The organism is Streptococcus sp. 10824 (assembly GCF_013276595.1).
Classification (GTDB): domain Bacteria; phylum Bacillota; class Bacilli; order Lactobacillales; family Streptococcaceae; genus Streptococcus; species Streptococcus pseudopneumoniae.
The window spans coordinates 1-22,760 of sequence record NZ_VMLH01000059.1; the positions used below are offsets into that span (position 1 = coordinate 1).

Annotated in this window: 21 protein-coding genes and 1 pseudogene; all 22 read right to left on the reverse strand. The window is 38.9% G+C overall.

What is annotated here, in order from left to right; all coding sequences use genetic code 11:
- Nucleotides 1-121: 121 nt before the first annotated feature.
- On the reverse strand, nt 122-2,527 hold the full coding sequence (gene pheT / locus HT701_RS05875; protein WP_172931302.1) for a phenylalanine--tRNA ligase subunit beta: 2,406 nt from the start codon (nt 2,525-2,527) through the stop codon (nt 122-124).
- Between the two features lie 76 nt (nt 2,528-2,603).
- Nucleotides 2,604-3,113: an N-acetyltransferase gene (locus HT701_RS05880; protein ID WP_000619957.1), complete on the reverse strand. Its 510-nt coding sequence runs from the start codon at nt 3,111-3,113 to the stop codon at nt 2,604-2,606.
- Nucleotides 3,113-4,159, reverse strand: a complete 1,047-nt coding sequence (gene pheS, locus HT701_RS05885; protein WP_000103743.1) for a phenylalanine--tRNA ligase subunit alpha — start codon at nt 4,157-4,159, stop codon at nt 3,113-3,115. Before pheS ends, HT701_RS05880 begins: the two co-directional genes overlap by 1 nt.
- A gap of 367 nt (nt 4,160-4,526) precedes the next feature.
- Complete coding sequence (locus HT701_RS11460; RefSeq protein ID WP_240152364.1) at nt 4,527-4,829, reverse strand: hypothetical protein; 303 nt, start codon at nt 4,827-4,829, stop codon at nt 4,527-4,529.
- A gap of 49 nt (nt 4,830-4,878) precedes the next feature.
- Nucleotides 4,879-7,311 carry a DEAD/DEAH box helicase family protein gene (locus HT701_RS05895; protein WP_172931303.1) on the reverse strand — a complete coding sequence of 811 codons (2,433 nt, stop codon included), beginning with the start codon at nt 7,309-7,311 and terminating at the stop codon, nt 4,879-4,881.
- 271 nt (nt 7,312-7,582) lie between these two features.
- On the reverse strand, nt 7,583-8,386 hold the full coding sequence (locus HT701_RS05900) for a Fic/DOC family protein (protein WP_023936623.1): 804 nt from the start codon (nt 8,384-8,386) through the stop codon (nt 7,583-7,585).
- A 356-nt stretch (nt 8,387-8,742) separates the two neighbouring features.
- Nucleotides 8,743-9,309, reverse strand: a complete 567-nt coding sequence (locus tag HT701_RS05905; protein ID WP_000253751.1) for a hypothetical protein — start codon at nt 9,307-9,309, stop codon at nt 8,743-8,745.
- On the reverse strand, nt 9,299-10,642 hold the full coding sequence (locus tag HT701_RS05910; protein ID WP_000778677.1) for an AAA family ATPase: 1,344 nt from the start codon (nt 10,640-10,642) through the stop codon (nt 9,299-9,301). The genes HT701_RS05905 and HT701_RS05910 overlap by 11 nt, the downstream gene beginning before the upstream one ends.
- A gap of 106 nt (nt 10,643-10,748) precedes the next feature.
- Nucleotides 10,749-13,400, reverse strand: coding sequence for a valine--tRNA ligase (locus HT701_RS05915; RefSeq protein ID WP_172931304.1), 2,652 nt, complete (start codon nt 13,398-13,400; stop codon nt 10,749-10,751).
- 126 nt (nt 13,401-13,526) lie between these two features.
- Nucleotides 13,527-14,528, reverse strand: coding sequence for a virulence RhuM family protein (locus HT701_RS05920; RefSeq protein WP_023941115.1), 1,002 nt, complete (start codon nt 14,526-14,528; stop codon nt 13,527-13,529).
- A 31-nt stretch (nt 14,529-14,559) separates the two neighbouring features.
- A complete protein-coding gene (locus tag HT701_RS05925; RefSeq protein ID WP_172931305.1) occupies nt 14,560-15,801 on the reverse strand; it encodes a hypothetical protein in 1,242 nt (413 codons plus the stop codon).
- 297 nt (nt 15,802-16,098) lie between these two features.
- The gene (locus HT701_RS05930) at nt 16,099-17,331 is read right to left on the reverse strand and encodes a hypothetical protein (protein ID WP_033606863.1); all 1,233 of its coding nucleotides are present in this window, start codon (nt 17,329-17,331) and stop codon (nt 16,099-16,101) included.
- 5 nt (nt 17,332-17,336) lie between these two features.
- The gene (locus HT701_RS05935) at nt 17,337-17,492 is read right to left on the reverse strand and encodes a hypothetical protein (protein WP_004237269.1); all 156 of its coding nucleotides are present in this window, start codon (nt 17,490-17,492) and stop codon (nt 17,337-17,339) included.
- A 30-nt stretch (nt 17,493-17,522) separates the two neighbouring features.
- The gene (locus HT701_RS05940; RefSeq protein ID WP_007284866.1) at nt 17,523-17,720 is read right to left on the reverse strand and encodes a hypothetical protein; all 198 of its coding nucleotides are present in this window, start codon (nt 17,718-17,720) and stop codon (nt 17,523-17,525) included.
- Between the two features lie 296 nt (nt 17,721-18,016).
- Nucleotides 18,017-18,595, reverse strand: coding sequence for an AAA family ATPase (locus HT701_RS05945; RefSeq protein WP_031222973.1), 579 nt, complete (start codon nt 18,593-18,595; stop codon nt 18,017-18,019).
- Nucleotides 18,595-19,154 (reverse strand): annotated as a pseudogene (locus HT701_RS05950) (GNAT family protein). Before HT701_RS05950 ends, HT701_RS05945 begins: the two are co-directional and overlap by 1 nt.
- Nucleotides 19,141-19,719 carry a flavin reductase family protein gene (locus HT701_RS05955; RefSeq protein WP_172931306.1) on the reverse strand — a complete coding sequence of 193 codons (579 nt, stop codon included), beginning with the start codon at nt 19,717-19,719 and terminating at the stop codon, nt 19,141-19,143. Before HT701_RS05955 ends, HT701_RS05950 begins: the two are co-directional and overlap by 14 nt.
- A 282-nt stretch (nt 19,720-20,001) precedes the next feature.
- Nucleotides 20,002-20,397: a helix-hairpin-helix domain-containing protein gene (locus tag HT701_RS05960; protein WP_050136464.1), complete on the reverse strand. Its 396-nt coding sequence runs from the start codon at nt 20,395-20,397 to the stop codon at nt 20,002-20,004.
- Between the two features lie 95 nt (nt 20,398-20,492).
- Nucleotides 20,493-20,747 (reverse strand): DUF1912 family protein, encoded by a 255-nt coding sequence (locus HT701_RS05965; RefSeq protein WP_023933271.1) that lies wholly within the window; start codon nt 20,745-20,747, stop codon nt 20,493-20,495.
- Between the two features lie 9 nt (nt 20,748-20,756).
- The gene (locus tag HT701_RS05970; RefSeq protein ID WP_172931307.1) at nt 20,757-22,082 is read right to left on the reverse strand and encodes a DUF438 domain-containing protein; all 1,326 of its coding nucleotides are present in this window, start codon (nt 22,080-22,082) and stop codon (nt 20,757-20,759) included.
- The gene (locus tag HT701_RS05975; RefSeq protein WP_000368739.1) at nt 22,082-22,315 is read right to left on the reverse strand and encodes a DUF1858 domain-containing protein; all 234 of its coding nucleotides are present in this window, start codon (nt 22,313-22,315) and stop codon (nt 22,082-22,084) included. The genes HT701_RS05970 and HT701_RS05975 overlap by 1 nt, the downstream gene beginning before the upstream one ends.
- Nucleotides 22,316-22,367: 52 nt before the next feature.
- The coding region (locus HT701_RS05980; protein ID WP_172931308.1) for a transposase at nt 22,368-22,760 on the reverse strand (393 nt) is incomplete at its 5' end.

The window sequence follows — 22,760 nt, forward strand, 5'->3', positions numbered from 1 at the left end:
CAGTGTTTTGAGCAACCTACGGCTAGCTTCCTAGTTTGCTTTTTGATTTTCATTGAGTATTATATAAAATCACCCCTCTAGTGTTCATAAACTAGAGGGGGAATTTGTATCATACTATCGTTTAACGCACTTCTGCATTGATTTTTTCTTCGAGAGACGCTTGGATTTTTTCCATATATCGTGCGACTTCTTCGTCCGTTAAGCTGTCTTCTGGATTTTGGAAGGTCAAGCTATAAGCCATGGACTTCATACCAAGTCCCAATTTTTCGCCTGAGAAGACGTCAAAGAGTTTGATATCTGTCAAGCGTTTCACACCGGCAGCTTGGATAGCGTCCACAACTTCTTGGTGAGTGACTTCTGCCTTTAGGAGAAGGGCAACGTCACGGCTAACTGCTGGGAATTTTGTGATTTCCACAAATGGAGTAGCAGGTTGAAGGGCAGCCTCGATGGCTGAAAGGTTGAGCTCAGCTACATACGTTTCTGGAATATCATAAGCCTTAGCAGTGACTGGATGCACTTGGCCAAGGAAACCAAGAACTTGGTCACCGAGTGAAATCACGGCTGTTCGACCTGGATGAAGGCTAGCAATCTCAGATGTTGCTGTATAAGTTACTTGGAGTCCCAAGCGAGAAAATAGCGCTTCAAGGATTCCCTTAGCATAGAAGAAATCAACTGGAACTGCTACTGTTTGGAAATCTTTTTCTGCAACCAAGCCTGTCAAGGCAAAGGCAAAACTGTTGATTTCATTTGGAAGTTCTTCTTTTGGATTGCCTGTTTGTTCAAAAACTTTTCCAATCTCATAAAGGGCCAAGTTTTTATTCCTACGAGCCACGTTGTAGGCAACAGTATCAAGGATACCTGAGATCATATTTTGACGGAGGACAGAACGATCCACAGTCATGGGCCACATGAGTTCAGTAAGGTTACTTGGTTGAGCTGTGAACTCAACTGCTTTTTCAGGAGTTGTTAGAGCATAGGTGATGATTTCAGTCAAACCTGCTCCTTCAGCAATCGTACGAACTTGGCGACGCAATTTTTGTGTCGCAGTCAATTCACCAGCTGTACCATCATCTTTTGGAAGACTGGTTGGCAAGCGATCATATCCATAGATACGAGCAATTTCTTCAAAGAGGTCTGCCTCGATAGTGATATCCCAGCGACGACGTGGGACGCTGACTGTAAAGCTATCTGCATTTCCAGAAAGACCAAAGCCAAGACGACGGAAGACATCTTCTACATCAGTGTATGAAAGCTCCGTACCAAGGACACGGTTGACGTCTGCAAGGGTAGAAGAAACTTCCACATCAGAGGTATCAAGCTCACCTGCTGAAACGATTCCCTTACGAACCGTCGCACCAGCAAGTTCTGCAATCATGCTCGCTGCCGCATCAAGGGCTTCATTGACTGTTGCCACATTGATGCCTTTTTCAAAGCGAGAAGATGACTCAGAACGAAGATTGAGGCGACCACTAGTCTTACGAATTGATTTGCCATTGAAAACAGCTGCTTCAAGGACAACACGACTAGAGTTTTCAGAGATTTCTGTTGCTTGACCACCCATGACACCTGCAAGGGCAACTGGCTTGTCAACCACAGTGATGACTAAGTCATTTGTTTCCAACTCACGTTCTTCACCATCTAAAGTCACTAATTTTTCACCAGCACGCGCTTCACGCACACGGATGTCAGTCCCCTCAAAAGTATCCAAGTCAAAGGCATGCATTGGTTGACCAAAGTAGAGAAGGATGTAGTTGGTCACGTCCACTACGTTATTGATGGGACGGATACCTTCGTTCATGAGAAGGTTTTGCAACCATTGTGGACTTGGTGCAATCGTCACATTATCCAAGATACGAGCTGCATAGTAAGGCGCCTTGTCTGTATCAATGCCCACAGAAAGAACATCTGCTGCAGCTTGGTCAGTTTCTGAAAGAGTAAATTCTTTAAAGTTGACTGCCTTGTCATAGATAGCTGCCACTTCGTGAGCCACTCCACGCATAGAAAGGGCATCTGCACGGTTTGGTGTGATAGACAGTTCGATGATTTCATCATCCAAGTCTAGGTATGAGAAGACTTCCTCACCTGGAACGGCATTTTCTGGCAAAATTTGGATGCCATCTGCGAATTCCTTAGGCACAACTGAGTCAGAAATTCCCAATTCGCCAAGCGAACAGATCATTCCAAGTGACTCTAAACCACGGATTTTTCCTTTTTTGATTTTGTAGTTGTCAGCGATGCGAGCTCCTGGAAGAGCCACCATAACCTTGATACCAGCACGCACATTTGGGGCACCACAGACGATTTGACGGGCTTCTTCTTCGCCAACGTTAACCTGACAAACATGAAGGTGAGTTTCTGGCACATCTTCGCAGGACAAGACCTCACCGACGACAATTTTTGAGAGACCAGCAGCCGGTGATTCGACACCTTCTACCTCGATCCCTGTGGTTGACATTTTTTCAGCCAACTCCTGTGATGGCACATCAATGTCCACCAATTCTTTTAACCATTTATAAGATACAAGCATAATTTAGTTCTCCAGAATGACCATTGCCACACTGGTTCTTTTCCTTTCCTATCATTTCAATAGAAGAATCCTCTTCTTACCTTAATTTCTTTCGCAGTAACCAATCCGTATCTACTTTTTGACCAACCATAAAATGATGTTGGCTAAATTTTTCAAAACCATATCGATTATAAAACGCTTGAGCTTTTGTATTATGCTCCCAAACACCTAACCAAGCCCAAGAAAAACTATTTTTTGTAGCAAGTTCAAGAGCAAATTCAAACAGTTGCTTACCGAATCCAAATCCTTGGAATTTTTGTAGCACATAGAGGCGTTGAATTTCAAAAGCGTCCTCTAATTCTCTCTCAGTTTGAGCACTTCCCCAGTTGACTTTGAGAAAACCAGCTATCTCCTCTTCATGCATAATGAAATAGGTTTCGGAGTCAGGATTTTCCAACTCAGTTGATAAAACTCTCAGACTATAAGCCTCTTCAAAGTATTCCTGTAACTGCTCTTCCGTATTATCATGAGCAAAGGTTTCACGAAAGGTTTGTTTGGCAATTTTAGCCAACACCTCAACATCTACCATTTCTACTTTTCTAATCATTATTTAAACTGCTCTGAGAAGCGGACATCTCCTTGGTAGAATCCACGGATATCGTTGATTCCGTAACGGAGCATGGCTACACGCTCTTGTCCAAGACCAAAGGCAAATCCAGAGTAAACAGTCGCATCGATACCACTCATTTCAAGGACACGTGGGTGAACCATACCGGCCCCCATAATTTCGATCCAACCTGTTTTCTTACATACGTTACAGCCTTCTCCACCACACTTGAAGCAAGAAACATCCACCTCAACAGATGGCTCTGTGAATGGGAAGTAAGATGGACGCAGACGGATTTGACGCTCTTCACCGAACATTTTTTGCACAATCAACTGAAGGGTTCCTTGAAGGTCAGCCATAGAGATATTTTTCCCAACTACCAAGCCTTCGATTTGGTGGAATTGGTGACTGTGGGTCGCATCGTCCGTATCGCGACGGAACACACGCCCTGGTGAGATCATTTTCAAAGGACCTTTAGAGAAATCATGGGCATCCATAGCACGCGCTTGAACTGGAGACGTGTGAGTACGGAGTAAGATTTCTTCTGTGATATAGAATGTGTCCTGCATATCACGGGCTGGGTGGTCTTTGGGAAGGTTCATACGTTCAAAGTTATAGTAGTCTTGCTCCACTTCAAAACCATCCACGACTTGGTAACCCATCCCAATGAAGATATCTTCGATTTCTTCACTAGTTTGTGTCAAAACGTGACGGTGACCAGTCGCAACTGGACGACCTGGAAGGGTCACATCGATACTCTCGCTTGCTAATTGAGCTGCAACTTTCTTTTCTTCCAAGAGCTTAGCAGTTTCTTCAAAAGCTGCTGTCAAGACATCACGAGCTTCATTGACGTGTTTCCCAATGATTGGACGCATCTCAGCAGAAACATCTTTCATCCCTTTGAGTATTTCAGTGAGCGAACCCTTTTTACCAAGGACAGAGACACGCAAATCTTGCATCTCTTTTTCATTTTCAGCAGTAATCTGCTTCAAGCTAGCCAGCGTTTCTTCACGAAGCGCTTTTAATTGTTCTTCAATAGTTGACATAATTCCTCCATCAGTCGCTCGTAGATAAAAAGAAAACCACATGCCAAAAACTCCACTCGGAGCGTTGACACGCGGTACCATCCGTTTTCATCTGACAAGTCAGACCTTCATTTCTAAATCCATGCGCAAGTGAATTCACCCAGCTTTCATATAGAGAGCTTGCAGTCACGGCTCTCCTCCCTGATATACTTCCCTTGGGCTACTAGTCTTGCAGATTCCTATTCAATTACTACTTAGTTTATCAGATTTTTACCATTCTTGCAAGACCTATCTCACTTCTGCTTGTTAGATGTGATTCGAATGTGATAATGGCAACAGTCTCACTAAAGAAATGAAAATCATACATAGAAATTTTTAAAAATTTTCTCTATCGTAAACCTGCCACTAGTTCAGAAACTATACTAGCTGATTCCAAACGTAATATGGTCATTTCATCTACCTTCCCTAATAATGGCATTGCGCCATACCAAACAATGGTCTTGTTTACCAAAAGAATAGGCGTGACTATTTTTGATTGAGTAAAAGATACTTTAATTTTCTGGCTCTTCAACTGGTCTAGCCATGCTTTATTTGCAACCGTCTCTGGTATACATATCTCAATTTGACTAATCCTAAATTCTTTTAGAAAATTCATCAGTTTTGTCTGGTGCACATAAGGCAAAATAAGCATACACTCCTGTCTTTCCCCTGCTAATACTCAATGAAAATCAAAGAGCAAACTAGGAAGCTAGCCGTAGGCAGTACTTGAGTACGGCAAGGCGAAGCTGACGTGGTTTGAATTTGATTTTCGAAGAGTATAAGTCCTCTCTCAGCACATTCTCATATCTACTATCAACATAAACGAATTGTTTCTCCTCACCCTCGATGACACGATAATCCATCTTTCGATAAGCTACTTGTCGTTTCTGAAACATCTTTTCTAAATAAGGAACATGAATATCCACATAATCGAAAATCCGCACCAAAGACTTATCCTTGTAGTTTCTATGAATCCGACCTGCATACTGAATTAAATTATTTTTCCAAGAAAAGGGTGCTGCCAATATAAGCGTGTCTAGCTGAGGCAAGTCAAAACCTTCGCCAATGTATTTTCCAGTAGACAATAAAACAAACCCTTTATCTAACTGTTCTAACGTCTCCATTAAACTTGTTCTATCTCGGACTTTGGTTTTTCCGCTAATAATATAACAGTCATCAACCTCTTTCTCTTTCAATAACTTTTCAAAGACATCTATCTGTTGAATTCGATTGACTAGAACCAAGATATTCCGCCCTTCTGCCACTTGGTCTAGAATATCCTTGATAATCAACTGATTCCTCACTGAGTCAGTAGCAATCCAATCACTAAGCTGTATAAAATTACTTGCTTTGGTCTTTTCAATCTCCAAATGACCAAAAGAAGTGAATCTTAATTGCAATTGCCGTTTAAAATCCGTTTCCCTCTTATCAGCAGTATGGAGTATCTCACCAATTCTCTGAAAAACAATAGGCTCATGACCATTCTTACGCTCAGGCGTAGCCGTCAAACCGTAAAGATACTTCCCTCTAAACTGAGCAACAACTTTTTCAAACATCAAGGCAGAGACATGATGACACTCATCCACAATCATCATCTCATACTCATCCAAAAGACTTTGACTATTTTCCAACTTAAATAGAGATTGAATCATAACAACATCAACCAGTTTACTCAGCCATTTCTTAGTCCCACCGTACTGCCCAACATAGCCTATTACCTTTTCACGACCTGATGCCGTATAACGGGTAGCTTCTTCCTCTTCGAAAGTCAAAAAATGGTTTAAACGATCCAGCCATTGGTCTAAGAGTTGCCTATTATGAACTAGGATAATTGTTTTGGTCTTCCATTCAGAGATGAGAGCAGCACCTAAAACGGTTTTCCCAAAACCAGTCTCCGCATGGAGTAAACCATTTTCTTTGGAAATCATATCTGACAGGGCTAACTCTTGCTCAAAAGTGAGTTCTCCCTTAAATTCCACTCTAATAGACCTTTGTACCTTTCTCCTATCTTCCACAGATACCTGCTTAAATTTATCTTGCAATGGATACAGCAAGCCTCTTGGCAGCCATAAATAATGATCGGATTCTCCAAATAAATACATTCGCTCAGGAATTTGATAGGTTGGCTGTCGCATAGCCTGCTTTAAATAAAATTCGGGATTAGAAAATGAAGCCATATTTTTCAAGAAAAACAGTGTCTTGGGTGTCACAGACGATTTTTCAAGTTGGATCATATTGGATAAGACGACCTTCAACTCCTTATCCAATTCTTCCTTACCTAACTCCTCTTGGATTAACAGTGCCACTTTAGCAGTTGAAACCCTCTGAATTTCTTGTAGATACCTCCATTGGTCTTCATAAGGCTGAAAATGTTCATCCACAAAGACCGTTCGCCCTTGATGATAAGCTTCTCCTTGAAAAGGAAGGGCAATCAAATTACCAAATCCACCTTTAGGAAGAACATCCTGATTTGGAAACATGCGATCAAAAGAATCAAAGGACAGTTGCATACTTTCCTGCATTGCCAGTTCTAACAGTTTCTTTCCAAACAAGCGAGCCTCTCGACTCGGAATCGCTTCCTCAAAGAAGAACCAAATATGGAGTCCGTGACCCGAACGAGAAATCTCTAAATGGGCTTCCATCTGGCGTTCCCTGGCTATTCTTCGAATGGTTAAACCAGCTTCTTTCCAATCTCCTTCATCCAAATCAAGTACCAAAAAATAACAGCTATCATCTAAGTGCATAGGAAAGATACCGATAGCTGTCTCCCCACGAAAATGAGATTTCAAAACGGAATCCGTCAATGTCTGGAAACTCCGTTTTTCAGGTGGCAACTGCTTCCAACCATAATCATAGGATGGAAAATACTGAATTTTCCCTTGATCATTGATAAAACTCTTAGCATAAACATCAAAACGGCCAGCAAACACGGAGGTAAACAATTGTAATTTTTCTTGCGTCGTCAAGTGACTACTTTGAAGTTGGAACATCTCCTCGAACCGAGAGCGTTCCATAACAAACTGACTCTTGTCTTTAAGACGTTTACACAAGAAAAACTCACTATCCCCATTAAAAGAAGAAAAGACATCAAGTACTTCTACCACAATTCCATCCAAAGACACAAAAACAGCCATAACAATCACCTCCTTGATTCCTATAGGCTGATTATAACAAGAATAGCTGAAATTGTACACGAAAATAAAATCCTAATAGTACTCATTTTGTATGTGGCTAATATTCCGTCTCGCTCCGGAATGTACGAGGTAAATAGAGTTTAAACGAGCAGTCTATAAAATTCAAAAAACGCATATTATCAAGTGGCCTAAAACTTTGATGATATACGTTTTCTTGTGAGAATATTTACTTCATTTTTTCCTAAAATTCAATGTTTACTCAGTATTAGGATTATGAAAAATCGAGGTCTAAATCTAGATACATTTTTTCTGAAGACAAATCATTTTGACCACCGAGCAAGAGATTTTCAAAAAAAGCTGTTAAAAACTCAGGACGTCGCTGTAAAATCTTTGCATTATCTAATACCAAGGCATCACGAAAATACTTGGCATGTTGCTGAAATGGTGTATTATCAATATCAAAACCAAACTCACGAAGATACTGAATCAAAAAGACCGTTACTGTCCGAGTGTTTCCTTCGCGAAATGGATGAATCTGCCAGATTCCTGAAATAAAATGCTGGATTTGTTTAACCACATCCGCCTGAGTTAGTGTCGCATATGCAACTTGTTTTTCCTGATTAAAATCATAATCCAAGGTCATTTGAATCATGGAGTAATCAGAGTACACAACACTTTCACCATTCAAAACAGGTTCATTCTTTGTGATATTGGTCTGACGAAATTGCCCCACCGGAATAGAGGGTTCAAATATATCTTGAAACAACTCCTTATGAATAGCAAGTAAGGTCGCAGGACTAAAGCTAAAGCCTCTTCGAGACAATAGTTCTACAATACGTAGAGAAACCAAGTCTGCCTCTTCCGTACTTGCATCAATAGTATGGTGATAAGCCGTTGCATCCTCATAAACCTGCTCGTAAGTCAGTTCACCCCGGGACTGTTTCTCAGCCAAAGATTCCATATACGCTGATGGCACTAGATTGTCAACTTTCTGCAGACCAAAACCTATCCGCCATAAGTCACGCTTAGCTTCATAAGACAAGTTTGGGTTGTCAATGTTGTAAGTTGGTTGCATAGAAATATCCTTTCAATTGTTTTTCTGTGTCATCGGTAAATGGTGAAATTGGGGTGAACTATAAAAAACATTCATAATAAGTTCTATGAAGAAGTAATAAAAGAGTTATACTCAACATCCCATGCACTCATTTGTAATGCCTTTTGGATGAATGGTTTGATTAAATGAATAATTCTAGCTTGCATACTTATCAAACTCATAGGATACACCACTCTGAACTCGTTGGTTTGTTCAAATCCCCCAACACCTGAGAAGAAACTGCAATGTTGTACTTCTCAGAGCGGTTCGAACTTAGAGGGGTTGTTGTGTAGTGAGCTGGTTTTTAATCAAAGCTATAAAATTTTAGTATTTTAATTTTAACTGACTAAATTATTATTCTCTATAAATTCTATAAATTTTTCAGGGGGATATTTAAAAGATTCAATTCCATAAAAATCTTCTAAAGCCCTAAAATTTTCAACTTTATAAGGTGACTTACCACTTATTTTTGCCTGATGTTGTCTAATTTCATTTAAATGTCTTTTACCTTTTTGTGATTTAACTACAGTAACTGTCACTATTTTTTTATAATCAGTTTTTTGCAATCCATAAAAATTTTCTAGTAGGAACAAACTCGATAATATTTTAGCTCTAACGTTAGCATATGGAATATTTTTTGAATTCTTAAACTCTATTAAATATAATTTACTATCAGCATCTACAGGAAGAAGAGGCAGAATTGTATCTACAGATTGCCATTTATCAAAGCTATGTTTTTTAAAAATAATTTCTGAAATCTTATCAAAATTATAACAAGTATATTTAGAGTTTACCAAATTATAGTTAGAATCAGAATCATATGAGCAGGTTTTAATATCGCTACGACATTCAGAAAATCTAATATTAAAATCATGTAATATAGAGAAAATTATTTTACTCACCATCAAAATCCTCCGCTAGCTCCTCAAGGCGATTTAAAGGAACATACATTTGCTCATAAATCTTATCAATCGAGTCAGTAACATCTTCAATAGAACTATTAGCAAGATAATACTTAACAGAATCATTTGTATCATTTTTTTTGCTAAATATATCAATCGCTTCAACTAAATAAGGACTATGGGAATTGATTAAGATATGTAATCCAAATTCTTTCTGAAGTAATACTATAATTTCAGCAAATTTCAATTGCCATTCTGGATGTAAATGGACTTCTGGTTCATCTAAAATGAGTGTCCCATTTTCTCTAATCACACCATTTTCTAAAAGAGATTTAATTAAATAGAACGTTTTCATACCTGAAGAATAATTGATTATATTAAGTTTTTTTTCATCTTCCTCATCTTCTGAACTATTAACAATATCAGTCTTCAATATATGATTTATTTCATTAAACACCAAATTTAATCTGTCAGTTATCTTAGCTCGTAATGTGTAAGTGTTGTTTCTTTCATCTCTAAGCTGCTCCATTAAATGAGCATTATGATCCAATTTTAAATCAATTTTATTTAAAAATTCATTTAAAAATTTAGTTGAAAATTTATTTAAAAATTTAGTTGAAAATAAATTTTCAACTATTGCAGCAGCATCATCTATGTATACTACATCTGTTTTAAAATTTATCAATTTATCTGCAGTAGCTCTATTTTTGTTAACTTCAACATTTATTTGTTCATCTTTTATTCTTAAAGAAATTAGTCCTGTCAATGGGTCGTATATATTATTTATTTGATTATGAAATTCATCAGTTAAATGAGCAGTTAAAATTTGGTTAAAGATAGATTGGTCTGACTGAGATAGAATTTCTTTTATATTTTCAGATAAAACATTTAGGTCCAAATCCTTAATATTTAATACAAAGTATTTTGAATTTCGTTTATTGAATTCATTAATTGATTCAATGATACTCTTCTTAAGGGATTCATTATTATGTTCACTATAATTTTTATCAAGAAATATCAATAAATTTTTTGAAATGATTTTTGTCAATTCTGTATAAAGGAAACTCGGAACGATTCTTCTAGCAATCCCTATTTCAGAATTATTTTTACGATTCATTTCGATATCAGAGAGATAGTCTTCTAAAAAATCATTAATTGCTTTAGTTCGATCGTTAGAAATTTTTTTTATAACATCATAATTGGCACTAAATATTGAAAATAAAGAACGACTTATTGTACTTTTTCCAGTGCCATTTTGACCTGCAATAACTGAAATTCCATTTATTTCAATTTCTGCATTCTTTACATTACCTATATTTTCTATTGTTAGTTTCATATATATTCTCCTTTCACCATGGAGGCAGTACTATCAGTTTAACACAAACTACATAAAAAAGCAGGTGTGAGGTGTAAATCATCTTCCAAGTATATCTCACTTCACACTACTTCACCAACTTCTTCATATCATCAATACGTGCAACTGTCGCGTCGTATTTGGCTTGGTAGTCGGCTTGTTTGTCGCGTTCTTTTTGGACGACTTCTGGTTTAGCATTGGCGACGAAGCGTTCGTTAGAGAGTTTCTTGCCCACCATATCTAGTTCTTTTTGCCATTTAGCCAGTTCCTTGTCGAGACGAGCCAGTTCTTCTTCGACATTGAGGAGGTCTGCCAGTGGCAAGTAGATTTCTGCTCCTGTGATGACGCTTGACATTGCGAGTTCAGGTGCAGGGATGTTTGATGCAATTTCCAAGTGTTCTGGATTTGTGAAACGTTTGATGTAGTTGACATTGCTGTTAAAGAAGGCTTCCAAGTCACTATCGCTAGTCTTAACAAGGATTGTGATTGGCTTACTTGGTGCTACGTTTACTTCCGCACGCGCATTACGAACGGCACGGATCAAGTCTTTGAGACTTTCCACACCAGTGTGAGCCGCAAGGTCTTCAAAGGCTAGATTAACAGTTGGGTATGCAGCTGTCACGATAGAGCCTTCTGAGATTTGTCCAAAGATTTCCTCTGTCACGAATGGCATAATCGGGTGAAGGAGACGAAGAATCTTATCCAAAGTATAAAGGAGAACAGAACGCGTGATGACTTTCTCTTCTTCGTTGTCACTATAAAGGACTTCCTTGGTCAACTCAACATACCAGTCCGCAAACTCATCCCAGATGAAGTTGTAGAGGATGTGTCCAGCCACACCAAACTCAAACTTGTCAAAGTTGGCAGTTGCTTTTCCGATGGTTTCATTGAGGTTGTGGAGAATCCAGCGATCTGTGACATTTCCAGCTTCCTTGTTGGCAACTTTTTCCACATTGGCAGTTGCTTGCTCAAGGGTCAAACCTTCATTGTTCATGAGGATGTAGCGAGAGATGTTCCAAATCTTGTTAATGAAGTTCCATGAAGCATCCATTTTCTCGTAAGAGAAGCGCACGTCTTGGCCTGGCGCAGAACCGTTTGAAAGGAACCAACGAAGGGCATCGGCACCATATTTCTCGATGACATCCATCGGGTCAATCCCGTTACCGAGAGATTTAGACATCTTGCGTCCTTGCTCGTCACGGATGAGACCGTGGATAAGCACGTTTTGGAATGGCTGACGACCAGTAAATTCCAAGGATTGGAAGATCATACGAGACACCCAGAAGAAGATGATGTCGTAACCTGTTACCAAGGTTGAAGTTGGGAAGTAACGTTTGAAGTCTTCTGAGTCAACATCAGGCCAGCCCATGGTTGAGAATGGCCAAAGGGCAGAACTGAACCAAGTATCCAAGACGTCTTCGTCCTGAGTCCATCCGTCACCTTCTGGAGCTTCTTCGCCGACATATATTTCACCCTCAGCATTGTACCAAGCAGGGATTTGGTGACCCCACCAGAGCTGACGAGAGATTACCCAGTCGTGAACATTTTCCATCCATTGGAGGAAGGTATCGTTGAAACGAGGTGGGTAGAATTCTACCTTGTCCTCTGTGTCTTGGTTGGCAATAGCATTCTTAGCCAATTGGTCCATCTTAACGAACCATTGAGTAGACAAGCGTGGTTCAACCACAACACCTGTACGCTCTGAGTGACCAACACTGTGGACACGTTTTTCGATTTTAACGAAGGCACCAATTTCTTCCAACTTGGCAACAACTGCCTTACGAGCTTCAAAGCGATCCATGCCTGCAAATTCAAAGGCCAAGTCATTCATGGTTCCGTCGTCATTCATAACGTTGACTTGTGGCAAGTTATGACGTTGACCAACCAAGAAGTCGTTTGGATCGTGGGCAGGTGTGATTTTCACGACACCTGTACCAAACTCAGGATCAGCGTGTTCGTCCCCAACTATCGGGATGAGTTTATTAGCGATTGGAAGGATGACATTTTTACCAATCAAATCCCTGTAACGTGGATCTTCTGGATTTACCGCAACCGCAACGTCCCCAAACATGGTCTCAGGACGAGTAGTCGCTACTTCAAGGGCGCGTGAACCATCTTCCAGCATGTAATTCATGTGGTAGAAGGCACCTTCCACGTCCTTGTGGATAACCTCGATATCAGAAAGAGCTGTGCGAGCTGCTGGGTCCCAGTTGATAATAAATTCACCACGGTAGATCCAGCCTTTCTTGTAAAGGTCCACAAAGACTTTTCGAACAGCTTTTGACAAACCTTCGTCAAGAGTGAAACGCTCACGAGAGTAGTCTACAGAGAGCCCCATCTTACCCCATTGTTCCTTGATAGTAGTGGCATATTCGTCTTTCCATTCCCAGACTTTCGTCAAGAAAGACTCACGACCCAAGTCATAGCGGGAAATACCCTCGCCACGCAAGCGCTCCTCAACCTTAGCCTGAGTGGCAATCCCCGCGTGGTCCATCCCTGGAAGCCAAAGGGTATCAAAACCTTGCATGCGTTTTTGACGGATGATGATATCTTGCAAAGTCGTATCCCAAGCGTGACCAAGGTGAAGTTTCCCAGTTACGTTTGGTGGCGGAATGACGATTGAATAAGGCTTAGCCTTTTGATTTCCTGAAGGCTTGAAAACATCAGCGTCAAGCCATTTTTGGTAACGACCAGCCTCAACCTCGGCTGGATTGTATTTAGGTGAAAGTTCTTTAGACATGTGTGTGTCCTTTCTAGTTAATATCTTTAAATAAAATTAGTATGTAGAAGATATGCCTTGATTCAGCACATCTGATTTTTTCAGTATCTTCTATTAGTAAAAAAGAAACTGTATAAAAATTTTACATTAACTTTCTCTCATTATCTTCAGAATATGTTTATCAAAGTCCGATATAATTTTTTGAGTTCGGTTAAATTTTTCATACTCTTGGATGGCTTTTGAGTCTGCTTGTTTCTTGGAAATGCTTCCTTTTCCTTCTAAGATTTCATATTCATTAAAGGATAGAAAGCGATCAATACTATCTGCCAATCCTCGCATTGTAAACGTATTACGGCGCTCAACTAAACCCTCGATATAATCAAAATAGGCTGTAACAGTTCGCTCTAGTTGTCGAATTTCTTTTTCTTGCAAATAATTTTTGGCTACCGTTACATCTGATTTGAGCACTCGTCCATCAGGTGCATGTTTCCAAGTAGTTAATCCCATTTTTTCTTTACTAGCATCAGCTTGCTGATAGATAATTTCTGCAGCCGTACTTCCAGTAATTGCATAATGAAATTTATTTTGCACCATAGCATAGAAGTTTTTAGTAATATCCGAGTTTCGATCATAATCTATGGCACATTCGGCAAAGATATCCGTAATTTGTTGATAGATTCGGCGCTCGCTAGAACGAATAGAGCGAATTCGTTCTAAAAGTTCACGGAAATAATCTTGTCCGAAAACTGTCTGTCCTTGTTTCAAGCGTTCATCATTCAAAACAAAACCTTTGATGATAAATTCTTTCAAGGTCTTGGTTGCCCAAATTCTAAATTGAGTAGCCTTGCTGGAATTTACGCGATAGCCAACTGAAATGATAGCATCCAGATTGTAATATTCAAGTTCACGTCGGACAGTTCTATTTCCCTCTTGTTGAACCTGTGCAGATTTTGCACAAGTTGAAACCTTATCCAACTCACCACTATCATAAATGTTTCTCAAGTGCTTTGTAATGACACTTCGTTCAACTCCAAAGAGCTCTGCAAGACCTTTTTGAGTCAACCAAAGATTTTCATCTTGTAAAAGGATATCTAGCTGAACGTCGCCATTTGGTGTAGTATACAGGATGAAATTAGAAATTTCATTCAAGACAATTTCACCTCCCCCCTTCCATAAACAATTACTTCTCTTTCTTAAACTTTATGCCGTTTTCTTTCAGCTTTTTAACGGTTACGGGACCAATTCCCTTCAAAGCGAGAACTTCTTTTTCAGTCCATTTTTTGAAATCTGAAGACGTACGAATCCCATTTTCAACAAAGATGTGAACAAAATCCATCCGAATTCCCTTCATTTTTTCCTCGCTCATAAAGGAGTACCAGTCGTTTACCTTGGATAAACTTCTTATCATACTGGAATGATTCGAAAATACTGGTTTACGACGGAACTTCTTGGATTCGTTTGTTAAAAATTTCGTTAAAATAATATTTTCTAGTAAATAATCAAACAGAGGATACAAACTAGCTTGTAGCGATTCAACTGAATTTGAACAATAGCATTCTTGGTCTTCTATATCTATAACTTTGAATTGCCAATCTTCCTCTATAAAGAATTCAACAGCTTCATCATTTATTTCCACTAATTTTGCAAATAGCTGACTGGCTTCTTCAATTTTTCCTTGAGAAAAAGCAGAGATGATGGCCTGAATAAGAATGGTATCATCCCGTTTCCCTTTATTCAATTCTTCACGATAGAAACGCTCAACCTTTAGCTCCTGACCGGTGATATGATACAAGGAAAGCATACAGAAGACAAAATTAGGAGGAAACCGTTCTGGTCGCTTACTCAAATATAGGTCAATCAATTCTATAGCCTTAGAATTGAAGTTCTCCATCATATAATACTCAATCAGAAACATCAGAGCAGACAGGATAGAGCGTGCTTCAAAATAATTCCAACTATTGTATCCATTCACTTTCCATTTTTCTAAAACTAGAATTTCAAAATCCAGTACTTTTTTAAAGGTTGGTAAATCAAAATCTTTAACTTCTGATAAGAATAAGTGAAAATCAGCCGCAAAATAATCTGGATTGATCTTTAAAACTTGCTTTAACAGTTTATTTCGCTTTTGTGTATTTGGAGTATGCATAGCTTCTCTAAATAAAGCGTGATCCTGATTCCAATCAAAAGTCCTATTTTTTAGTTGGTAATTGATTAGCTGGACATCTGGATACTCTCCATGTTCATCAGCATATTGCATCACTGCTGTATGTAGTTCATCGAAATTTTGAATTTGTCGACGTTCTACAAAAGTTGGTTTTTTAGCCATTATTTCTGTCCAAGCAGCCTCTTCTTCAGAAATAATTTTGATATCCAACTTTTGCTGGCGTTTTAATTCTTTTTTTCTATTTTTCTTTTTAGCCATCTATTTTCTCCTCTAACTCATTCTTCAATAGACCCGACTCAACTGGCTTAGATATCCTTTGGGACTCAGCTACAGGCTTGAATGGGAAATCTCAGTTTCTTTGTGATTCGTTTACTTTGAAAGTTATCCCCAAGCGTGACTAAGGTAGAGTTTTTTCCAGTTACATTTGGTGGTGGGAATCACGATTGAATAAGGCTTAGCCTTTTGATCTCCTGCCGGCTTGAAAACATCCGTATCAAGGCATTTTTGTAACGACCAGCCTAAACATAGGATGGAGTGTATTTAGGTGAAAGTTGATTAGACATTATTTTTTCTCCTTTTATGAATATTTCTTTTATATCTACGATTTATTAATACACTGTGCATGTTGTCACGATACACGTAATATCCATTATGGGTGTTTAAATAGAAATACTGTAATAACCAAATTATAGCCTTCCCAATAACTAATGATAATATGAAACAAACGAAAATAATTATAGTTGAGGCAAATAATTCAGACATCCAATCAGCTGCGGGAGTTATAAATTCGACCAATTTCATCTTAATCTTTAAACCCCAAATAATTTCGGTTAACTTTGGAATAATACTCAACATTAATAGAGTAAGAAAACTATATAGTTGAGTTCGATAGAGGTGTCTATCCATTTTCTCAGTTCTTATTGGTTTTTTCTTATATTTTTTTGTATCAAATTGAGAATTTATTTCTCCAATTAGACTAGGAATTAATATTGGCAAAAACCAGGTTAAAGCATTTATTAATTCATTTTCAACTTGATTAAATATTGCTAACAACAATATACAGATTGTTCCAGTTAGCCATGATGCTATTACTTCTTTGGTATCTTTTGCACCATGTCTAATTAGATTATGAATTCTCCACCAGAATATTAAATAAAGCGCAATAAATGAATTAAATATAAAAATGTCAGTTATTAAATCGGAATGAAAATCAATAGCTTTAGAAATAAAGTAATAAATATAGATATAATACCATAAAAACGAAATAATAAGCATCGTGGCATATACATTCCACAGTGTCTTTCCCTTTACGATATCTATTTTATTAACTTTTTGAAATATCTTGATTGATCCTACAGTTTTTATAACAGATAATACAAATGGTAATATTAAAAGTATTACAATGATAATCCAGTTATTTATGTGATTTTTACTTATGCCATAATTAATAAAAAAATATTGAGATAAGTTGATTAAAGTTGATTCAACTAGATTTAGGTTATAAAGAATGTAAGTCAAGATTCCGCAAAATATTCCATCCCATGCGTTCATAAAAGCTAAAGATTTAGTACTTTTAGTAAGAAAAACTCTAAACTTATTAAATCGATTTTTATAGTTAAACACATATATTAGTATCAAGGCAAATTGTAAAATTATAACTAATTTAAAATCGGTAAGACAGAATACAATTAGAGATATTATTGGAAAATACGTTAGCGCATACATAAGTATTTTCCAAGTTTGAGCAAAAAGATTCTTCAATCTATTGTCAGTATTAAAATAATACATTAATTTCAATCTTTGCCTCCTAAATCTAATCTAAAGGTTGGTAAATCAAAATCTTCAACCTCTGATAAGAATGGGTGAAAATCAGCAGCAAAATAATCTGGATTGATCTTTAAAACTTGTTTTAACAGTTCATTTCGCTTCTGTGTATTTGGAGTATGCATAGCTTCTCTAAATAAAGCATGATCCTGATTCTAATCAAAAATCCTATTTTTCAGTTGGTAATTGATTAGCTGAACATCTGGATACTCTCCATGTTCATCAGCATATTGCATCACTGTTGTATGTAGTTCATCGAAATTTTGAATGGTCCGACGTTCTACAAAAGTTGGTTTTTTAGCCAGTAGTTCTGTCCAGACAACCTCTTCTTCAGAAACGACTTTGATATCCAACTTTTGCTGGCGGTTTAATTCTTTTTTCTATTTTTCTTTTTAGCCATCTATTTTCTCCTCTAACTCATTCTTCAATAAATCAAACTCTACCTCTGCTGTATTGGATATTCTTACGACCTCGGATACAGGCTTAAATGGGAAATCCCAGTTTCTTTGTGATTCGTTTACTTTGAAGGGTGTACTCCAAGCGCGATTAAGGTAGAGTTTTCCAGTTACATTTGGTGGTAGGAATCACGAACGAAAAAGATTGAGACTTTTGAACTTCTTGAGTCTTGAGAACGTCTTCATGAAGTTGTTTAGATATGTGTGTGTCCTTTCTCTATTGTATTCATTTTATTTTGAATTTGCTTAGCAGCTTCTTCTGCAGACAAATTCGTATTATTTATTTTAAAGTAGTGGTGCAACTCATTCGGTTGATATTGGGAATTTAATTGAAGTGTTTCAGCGGTCTCTAAAATTTCTCTTTCAGATACCTCAATATGCCGTTTTAAGGGTTTGTGCTTTAATCGATTCTCCGTTCGATTTCGACGTATGCACTCTTCAAGACTTGTTTCCAACTCAACAAAAAGAATCTCTTGATGATAATCATCCAACAAATTCTGAATTTGCTTTAAATACATCAGCTGATACTGATTTGAAAAATCAATTACATCTGTTAAAATTACTGATCGCTGATTTCTTGCACTTGCTCCAAGGAATGAAAAAGTGATTCCACGAACAAATTCCCACATTTCCTCTGTATAGTCCTGATAGATTTCTAGTGCAAAATCAATGGCTTGATGGTTATAAAATAGGGTAGCATCCGTCAGTCGAGATAATTCTTGACCAATGGTCATTTTTCCTGATGCTGGAGCACCAATGATGAAAAGATGCATCAAATCACCTCCCACTCGCTCTTCAGCAAGCCATATATCAGACTGTCACAGCGGTTTCCTTGAACATCCTTTCGGTCTCTTATGCGAGCTTCGAGGGTAAAGCCAAGCTTTTCCGCGACTCGTTTACTTTGAAGGTTATATCCAAAGCAAGTTAGTTCAATCTTGTGAAGACCCAAATCTTTAAAGGCTAAGTCAATCAAGGCAAGCGCTGCTTCTGGCACATAACCTCGCCCCCAATAGTCTGGGTGTAAGGTATAGCCGATTTCCAGCACATCATCTTCATGGCGATGGTTGAAATCGACAGAGCCAACGATCTTATCCGTTCCTTTGACGACAATCCCGTAGCCTGCTGGGAGATTTTCCTTTTGATTACGCTTCGGAAGAATGTGCTCCAGATAATAAATCTCATCTTCCAAGGTCTTGACTGGAGGAAAACCTGCTGGATAGGCGACCTCTGGGAGACTAGCGTAGGTATGGATATCCTCAGCATCTGCCACTGTAGGACTCGTAAAACGAGACGTTCTGTTTCCAAGCGTTCTGGCAGTTCAGTTCTTGCCATCCTTTTTCCTCGCTTTCTTTACAAAGCTCCCCATAGGGTCAACACGGTTATCTAAATAGCGATAAACGCGCTGGTGACCGTCCCCCATAAAGTAAGTAGGTGCAAAACGGTCATTTCTAAAATGTCCCTTTTCATCCAAAAGTTCTGGGTCAACAAATCGCTCAACAATCTTAGCGAAAATATGACAAATTCCCTCTTCCTCATCAATCCTATCTACCTGACATTCTAACACGACTGGACAAGCCTCTAAAATCGGTGCCTGAGTCCGTTCAGAAATCTCGTAGTCTAGCCCCAGGTGTTTCAATTTCTCTCTATGACTGATAAAACCAGCCTGCTCCATCTCGAGCATGAGATTTTCATCAGGGATATTCACGGTGAACTGTTGATAATGCTTAATCTGCTCAGTCGCATTTTCTTCAGCACCAACACCAATGACTAGCCAATCTCCCAAGCTATAAGAGGAGCTACAGGTCGTAATATTGTGTCCAAAATTCTGATCCTGATACCCCAAAATGAAGATAGGAAAACCATAATAGAGTTTACTTGTTTTAAAAGATTGCTTCATAACAAGCTCCTTTGACTAAGACGCAAAAGAAAATCCCTGCCATCTACATGACAGGGACGAATGTGTTTATCCGCGGTACCACCCAATTTCGGGCCAAGCCCGCATCTTTAGTCTTTAAAATAAAAAGACAGAAATATTTCATTTTTTCAGTCATTAGCAACCAGTTTTGACACATTTGTGGACTTCTCAGCGCCGCCACTTTCTGTAAAATGTAGGATTCAAAACACCTCTAATGGCTCTATTGTAGCAAGTTTTTCTCGGAAATGCAAGACTCAAGAAAAATTACTTGAACTTGATGCCATTTTCTTTCAATTTCTTGATGGTAGCTGGGCCGATTCCTTTCAAGGCAAGGAGTTCTTTTTCAGTCCAGTTTTTGAAATCTGAAGCAGACTTGATTCCTTCATCATAGAAAGTCTTGGCACGATCAAGTGGAAGTCCACCCAAATTTGCTGCAAAATCTTCTACAGAATTAACTACTTTTTGAGCTTGCTCTTTGGTAGCTTCTACTGCTTGTTCAACTTTTTTAGAAACAGCCTTACCAGCTGCGCTTGCTGACTGTTCTGCACGCTTCACGACTTTTTTTGTCTCATCTACAACCTTAGTCACAGTACTTGAAAAGGCACCTGCGCGACGGAGGCCATTTCGCAATTGTTTTTTACGATTGAGTTTCTTTGACATGATAAAATCCTTTCAATAAAAAATCCCTGCTCTGACAAGGATTTAACATAAACATTCTATCAAGATTTTAGTGAAAAATCAAGAATCTTTCTCGTTTAATAATTTCGCTCACCAAACAAGCCTTCTGGCAAATCATGGAATCCCTTGCCTACTTTGAAGTTTTCAAACTTACCAAGCAAGAACAGATAAGCATCCAAGCGACTCTCGTAGCGAATCATGGCATCTTTGGCACGCTCGTCCTGGTCTTCTTCGTAAACTTTTTGGCTTTCCTTGTGCGCCATGTCGTTAATCATGATTTGGGTATTGACCCAAGCTTCAAATTCCTTCATAAATTCTTGTTCGTAACTCATTTTTTCTCCTTATTCTAATCCACGGAAATAGTCCGTATCAATCTCACGATAGGGATGGATATCCTGAACGTATTCCAGTACACCTTGGAATTCTCCGTTTTCATCGTGTACTGCAGCATAGGTGATGTGGACAAACTTACCTCGCGACTCAGACTTGAACCACATTTCATACTTGTCCTTGGTCCCCTCACGAAGTCCCTTCATGATAGCCTTGACCTTGTCCAAATACTTAGGCGGATGACAGAGTTCGACATTGCGCCCGACTTGGGACGGCGTTCGTTTGAAAATCATCTCATCAGCTGGCGTATTGTCATTGTAATACTGGAAAATATCGTCTTTATTGACAAAGGTAATTTCCATGGGGAGGTGATTGAGGATGAGATTAGCCTGCTCGACTGAAAGATAGCCATTACCAAAAGACTGCTGACTATGGCGGTCCAGCACTGCTTCCTTTTCCTTAGGGGTAAAGGTAATGGTAAACTGTCCTTCTGGCGTATCAATAACCTGCTGAACTTGACCCTCTGCCGTATCTAGCTGTACAGGCTCCTCTTCACTCTTTTCCTCAACAAAACTCTGGCGTTCTGGCACCCATTTCTCAGACGGACGGATAATAGCATAGCCATAGGCATCGCTCTCCTCCGCAATCTGAAGCCAGTCATCCTGAGTAAAGGACTCAAGGAGAATCATGAGAAGGATAGATTCTTCCTTGAAAATCATACTTTCAAACTCTGTCGCAAAAGCTTCTTTTACGCTGCTAATTGACACTTCTGGTAGTGACTTGGCTGTCGCTAAAGCTGTTTGAAAGAGTTCCCTGATCTGATCATCCACTCCCCACATAACTTTTGGAGGTGAATCGTGTCCATAGCGCTCCATGATGGGGAAGAAGAGCTCTTCCTTACGTTGGTAATGGATGTCAAATTGCCCCAAAAGACCCATCTGACGCACCAAGCCCTTGCGCATCTCCGCCAGCATTTCTTCATCTTCCATAGACTCATAGGTATCCAACAATCTCCGAATACGAATCAAGGCCGCACGGAGGGCTAGATTTTCTTCTTTGAAAATCCGAACTGGGTGACCTGGGTGCTCGGTATCTGCAACTTCGACATCCTTAACAGCATTTTTAAAAAGATTGGCATGAACATCACAGAGTTCCATGACATCTTCAAAGGTGACACCTGAGTCTGAGTTCATCAGCTCGTGCTCCATAAGGGAAATCTCGATGGCTGAAACACCTGTAAAGGTCGCATCAAAGCGCTCCTGAACCGACTCAGGAGAGGAGCCATTATGCAATTCTAACAAAATATCCCGCAGGACATGAATTCGTTCATCTGCCATTAGTCTAACCCAATCACTTCGTAACCGTTTGCTTCCAGCGTGCGGACAATCTTGTCCATAGGAGTTCCTTCAAGCTTAGAACCTTGTTTGAGCGATACTTTACGACCAACTGTGTTGCGCATTAAGGGATTGGCAAGGGGTTTAAAACCCAACTCCACTAGAATTTCCAAGACTTCTGGATGCTTGTCCACCACTTCTGCAACGGGAATTGACACATCGATGATATTGTCCATGACGACCTCCTTTGTATGTTCTAATACTCAATGAANNATAGAACTGACGAAGTCAGATCAAAATACTGTTTTGAGGTTGCAGATGGACGCTGACCTGGTTTGAAGAGATTTTCGAAGAGTATAAAATGATTTTACTGCTTATATAGTCATTTAGTTTTAAAAAGCGTTCCAAACATTCAAAAATAGTTGGGACTTCCCTTAATAAATCTGTTACTTTCTTTTTCAAGATAGCCCAAGCTTGCTCAATAGGATTCAAATCCGGTGAATATGGCGGTAGAGGTAAGAAAAAGTGTTTATCTTGGATGCAGAGTTCATCCAAAATGTTCTTGGGATCAAAACTAGCATTGTCCATGATAATAACATGAGGTGTCTTCAAAGCAGGAAGGAGTTGCGTTTTGAACCACTCCCCAAAGAAATCGCTTGTCATGCTGTTCTTGTAAATCAT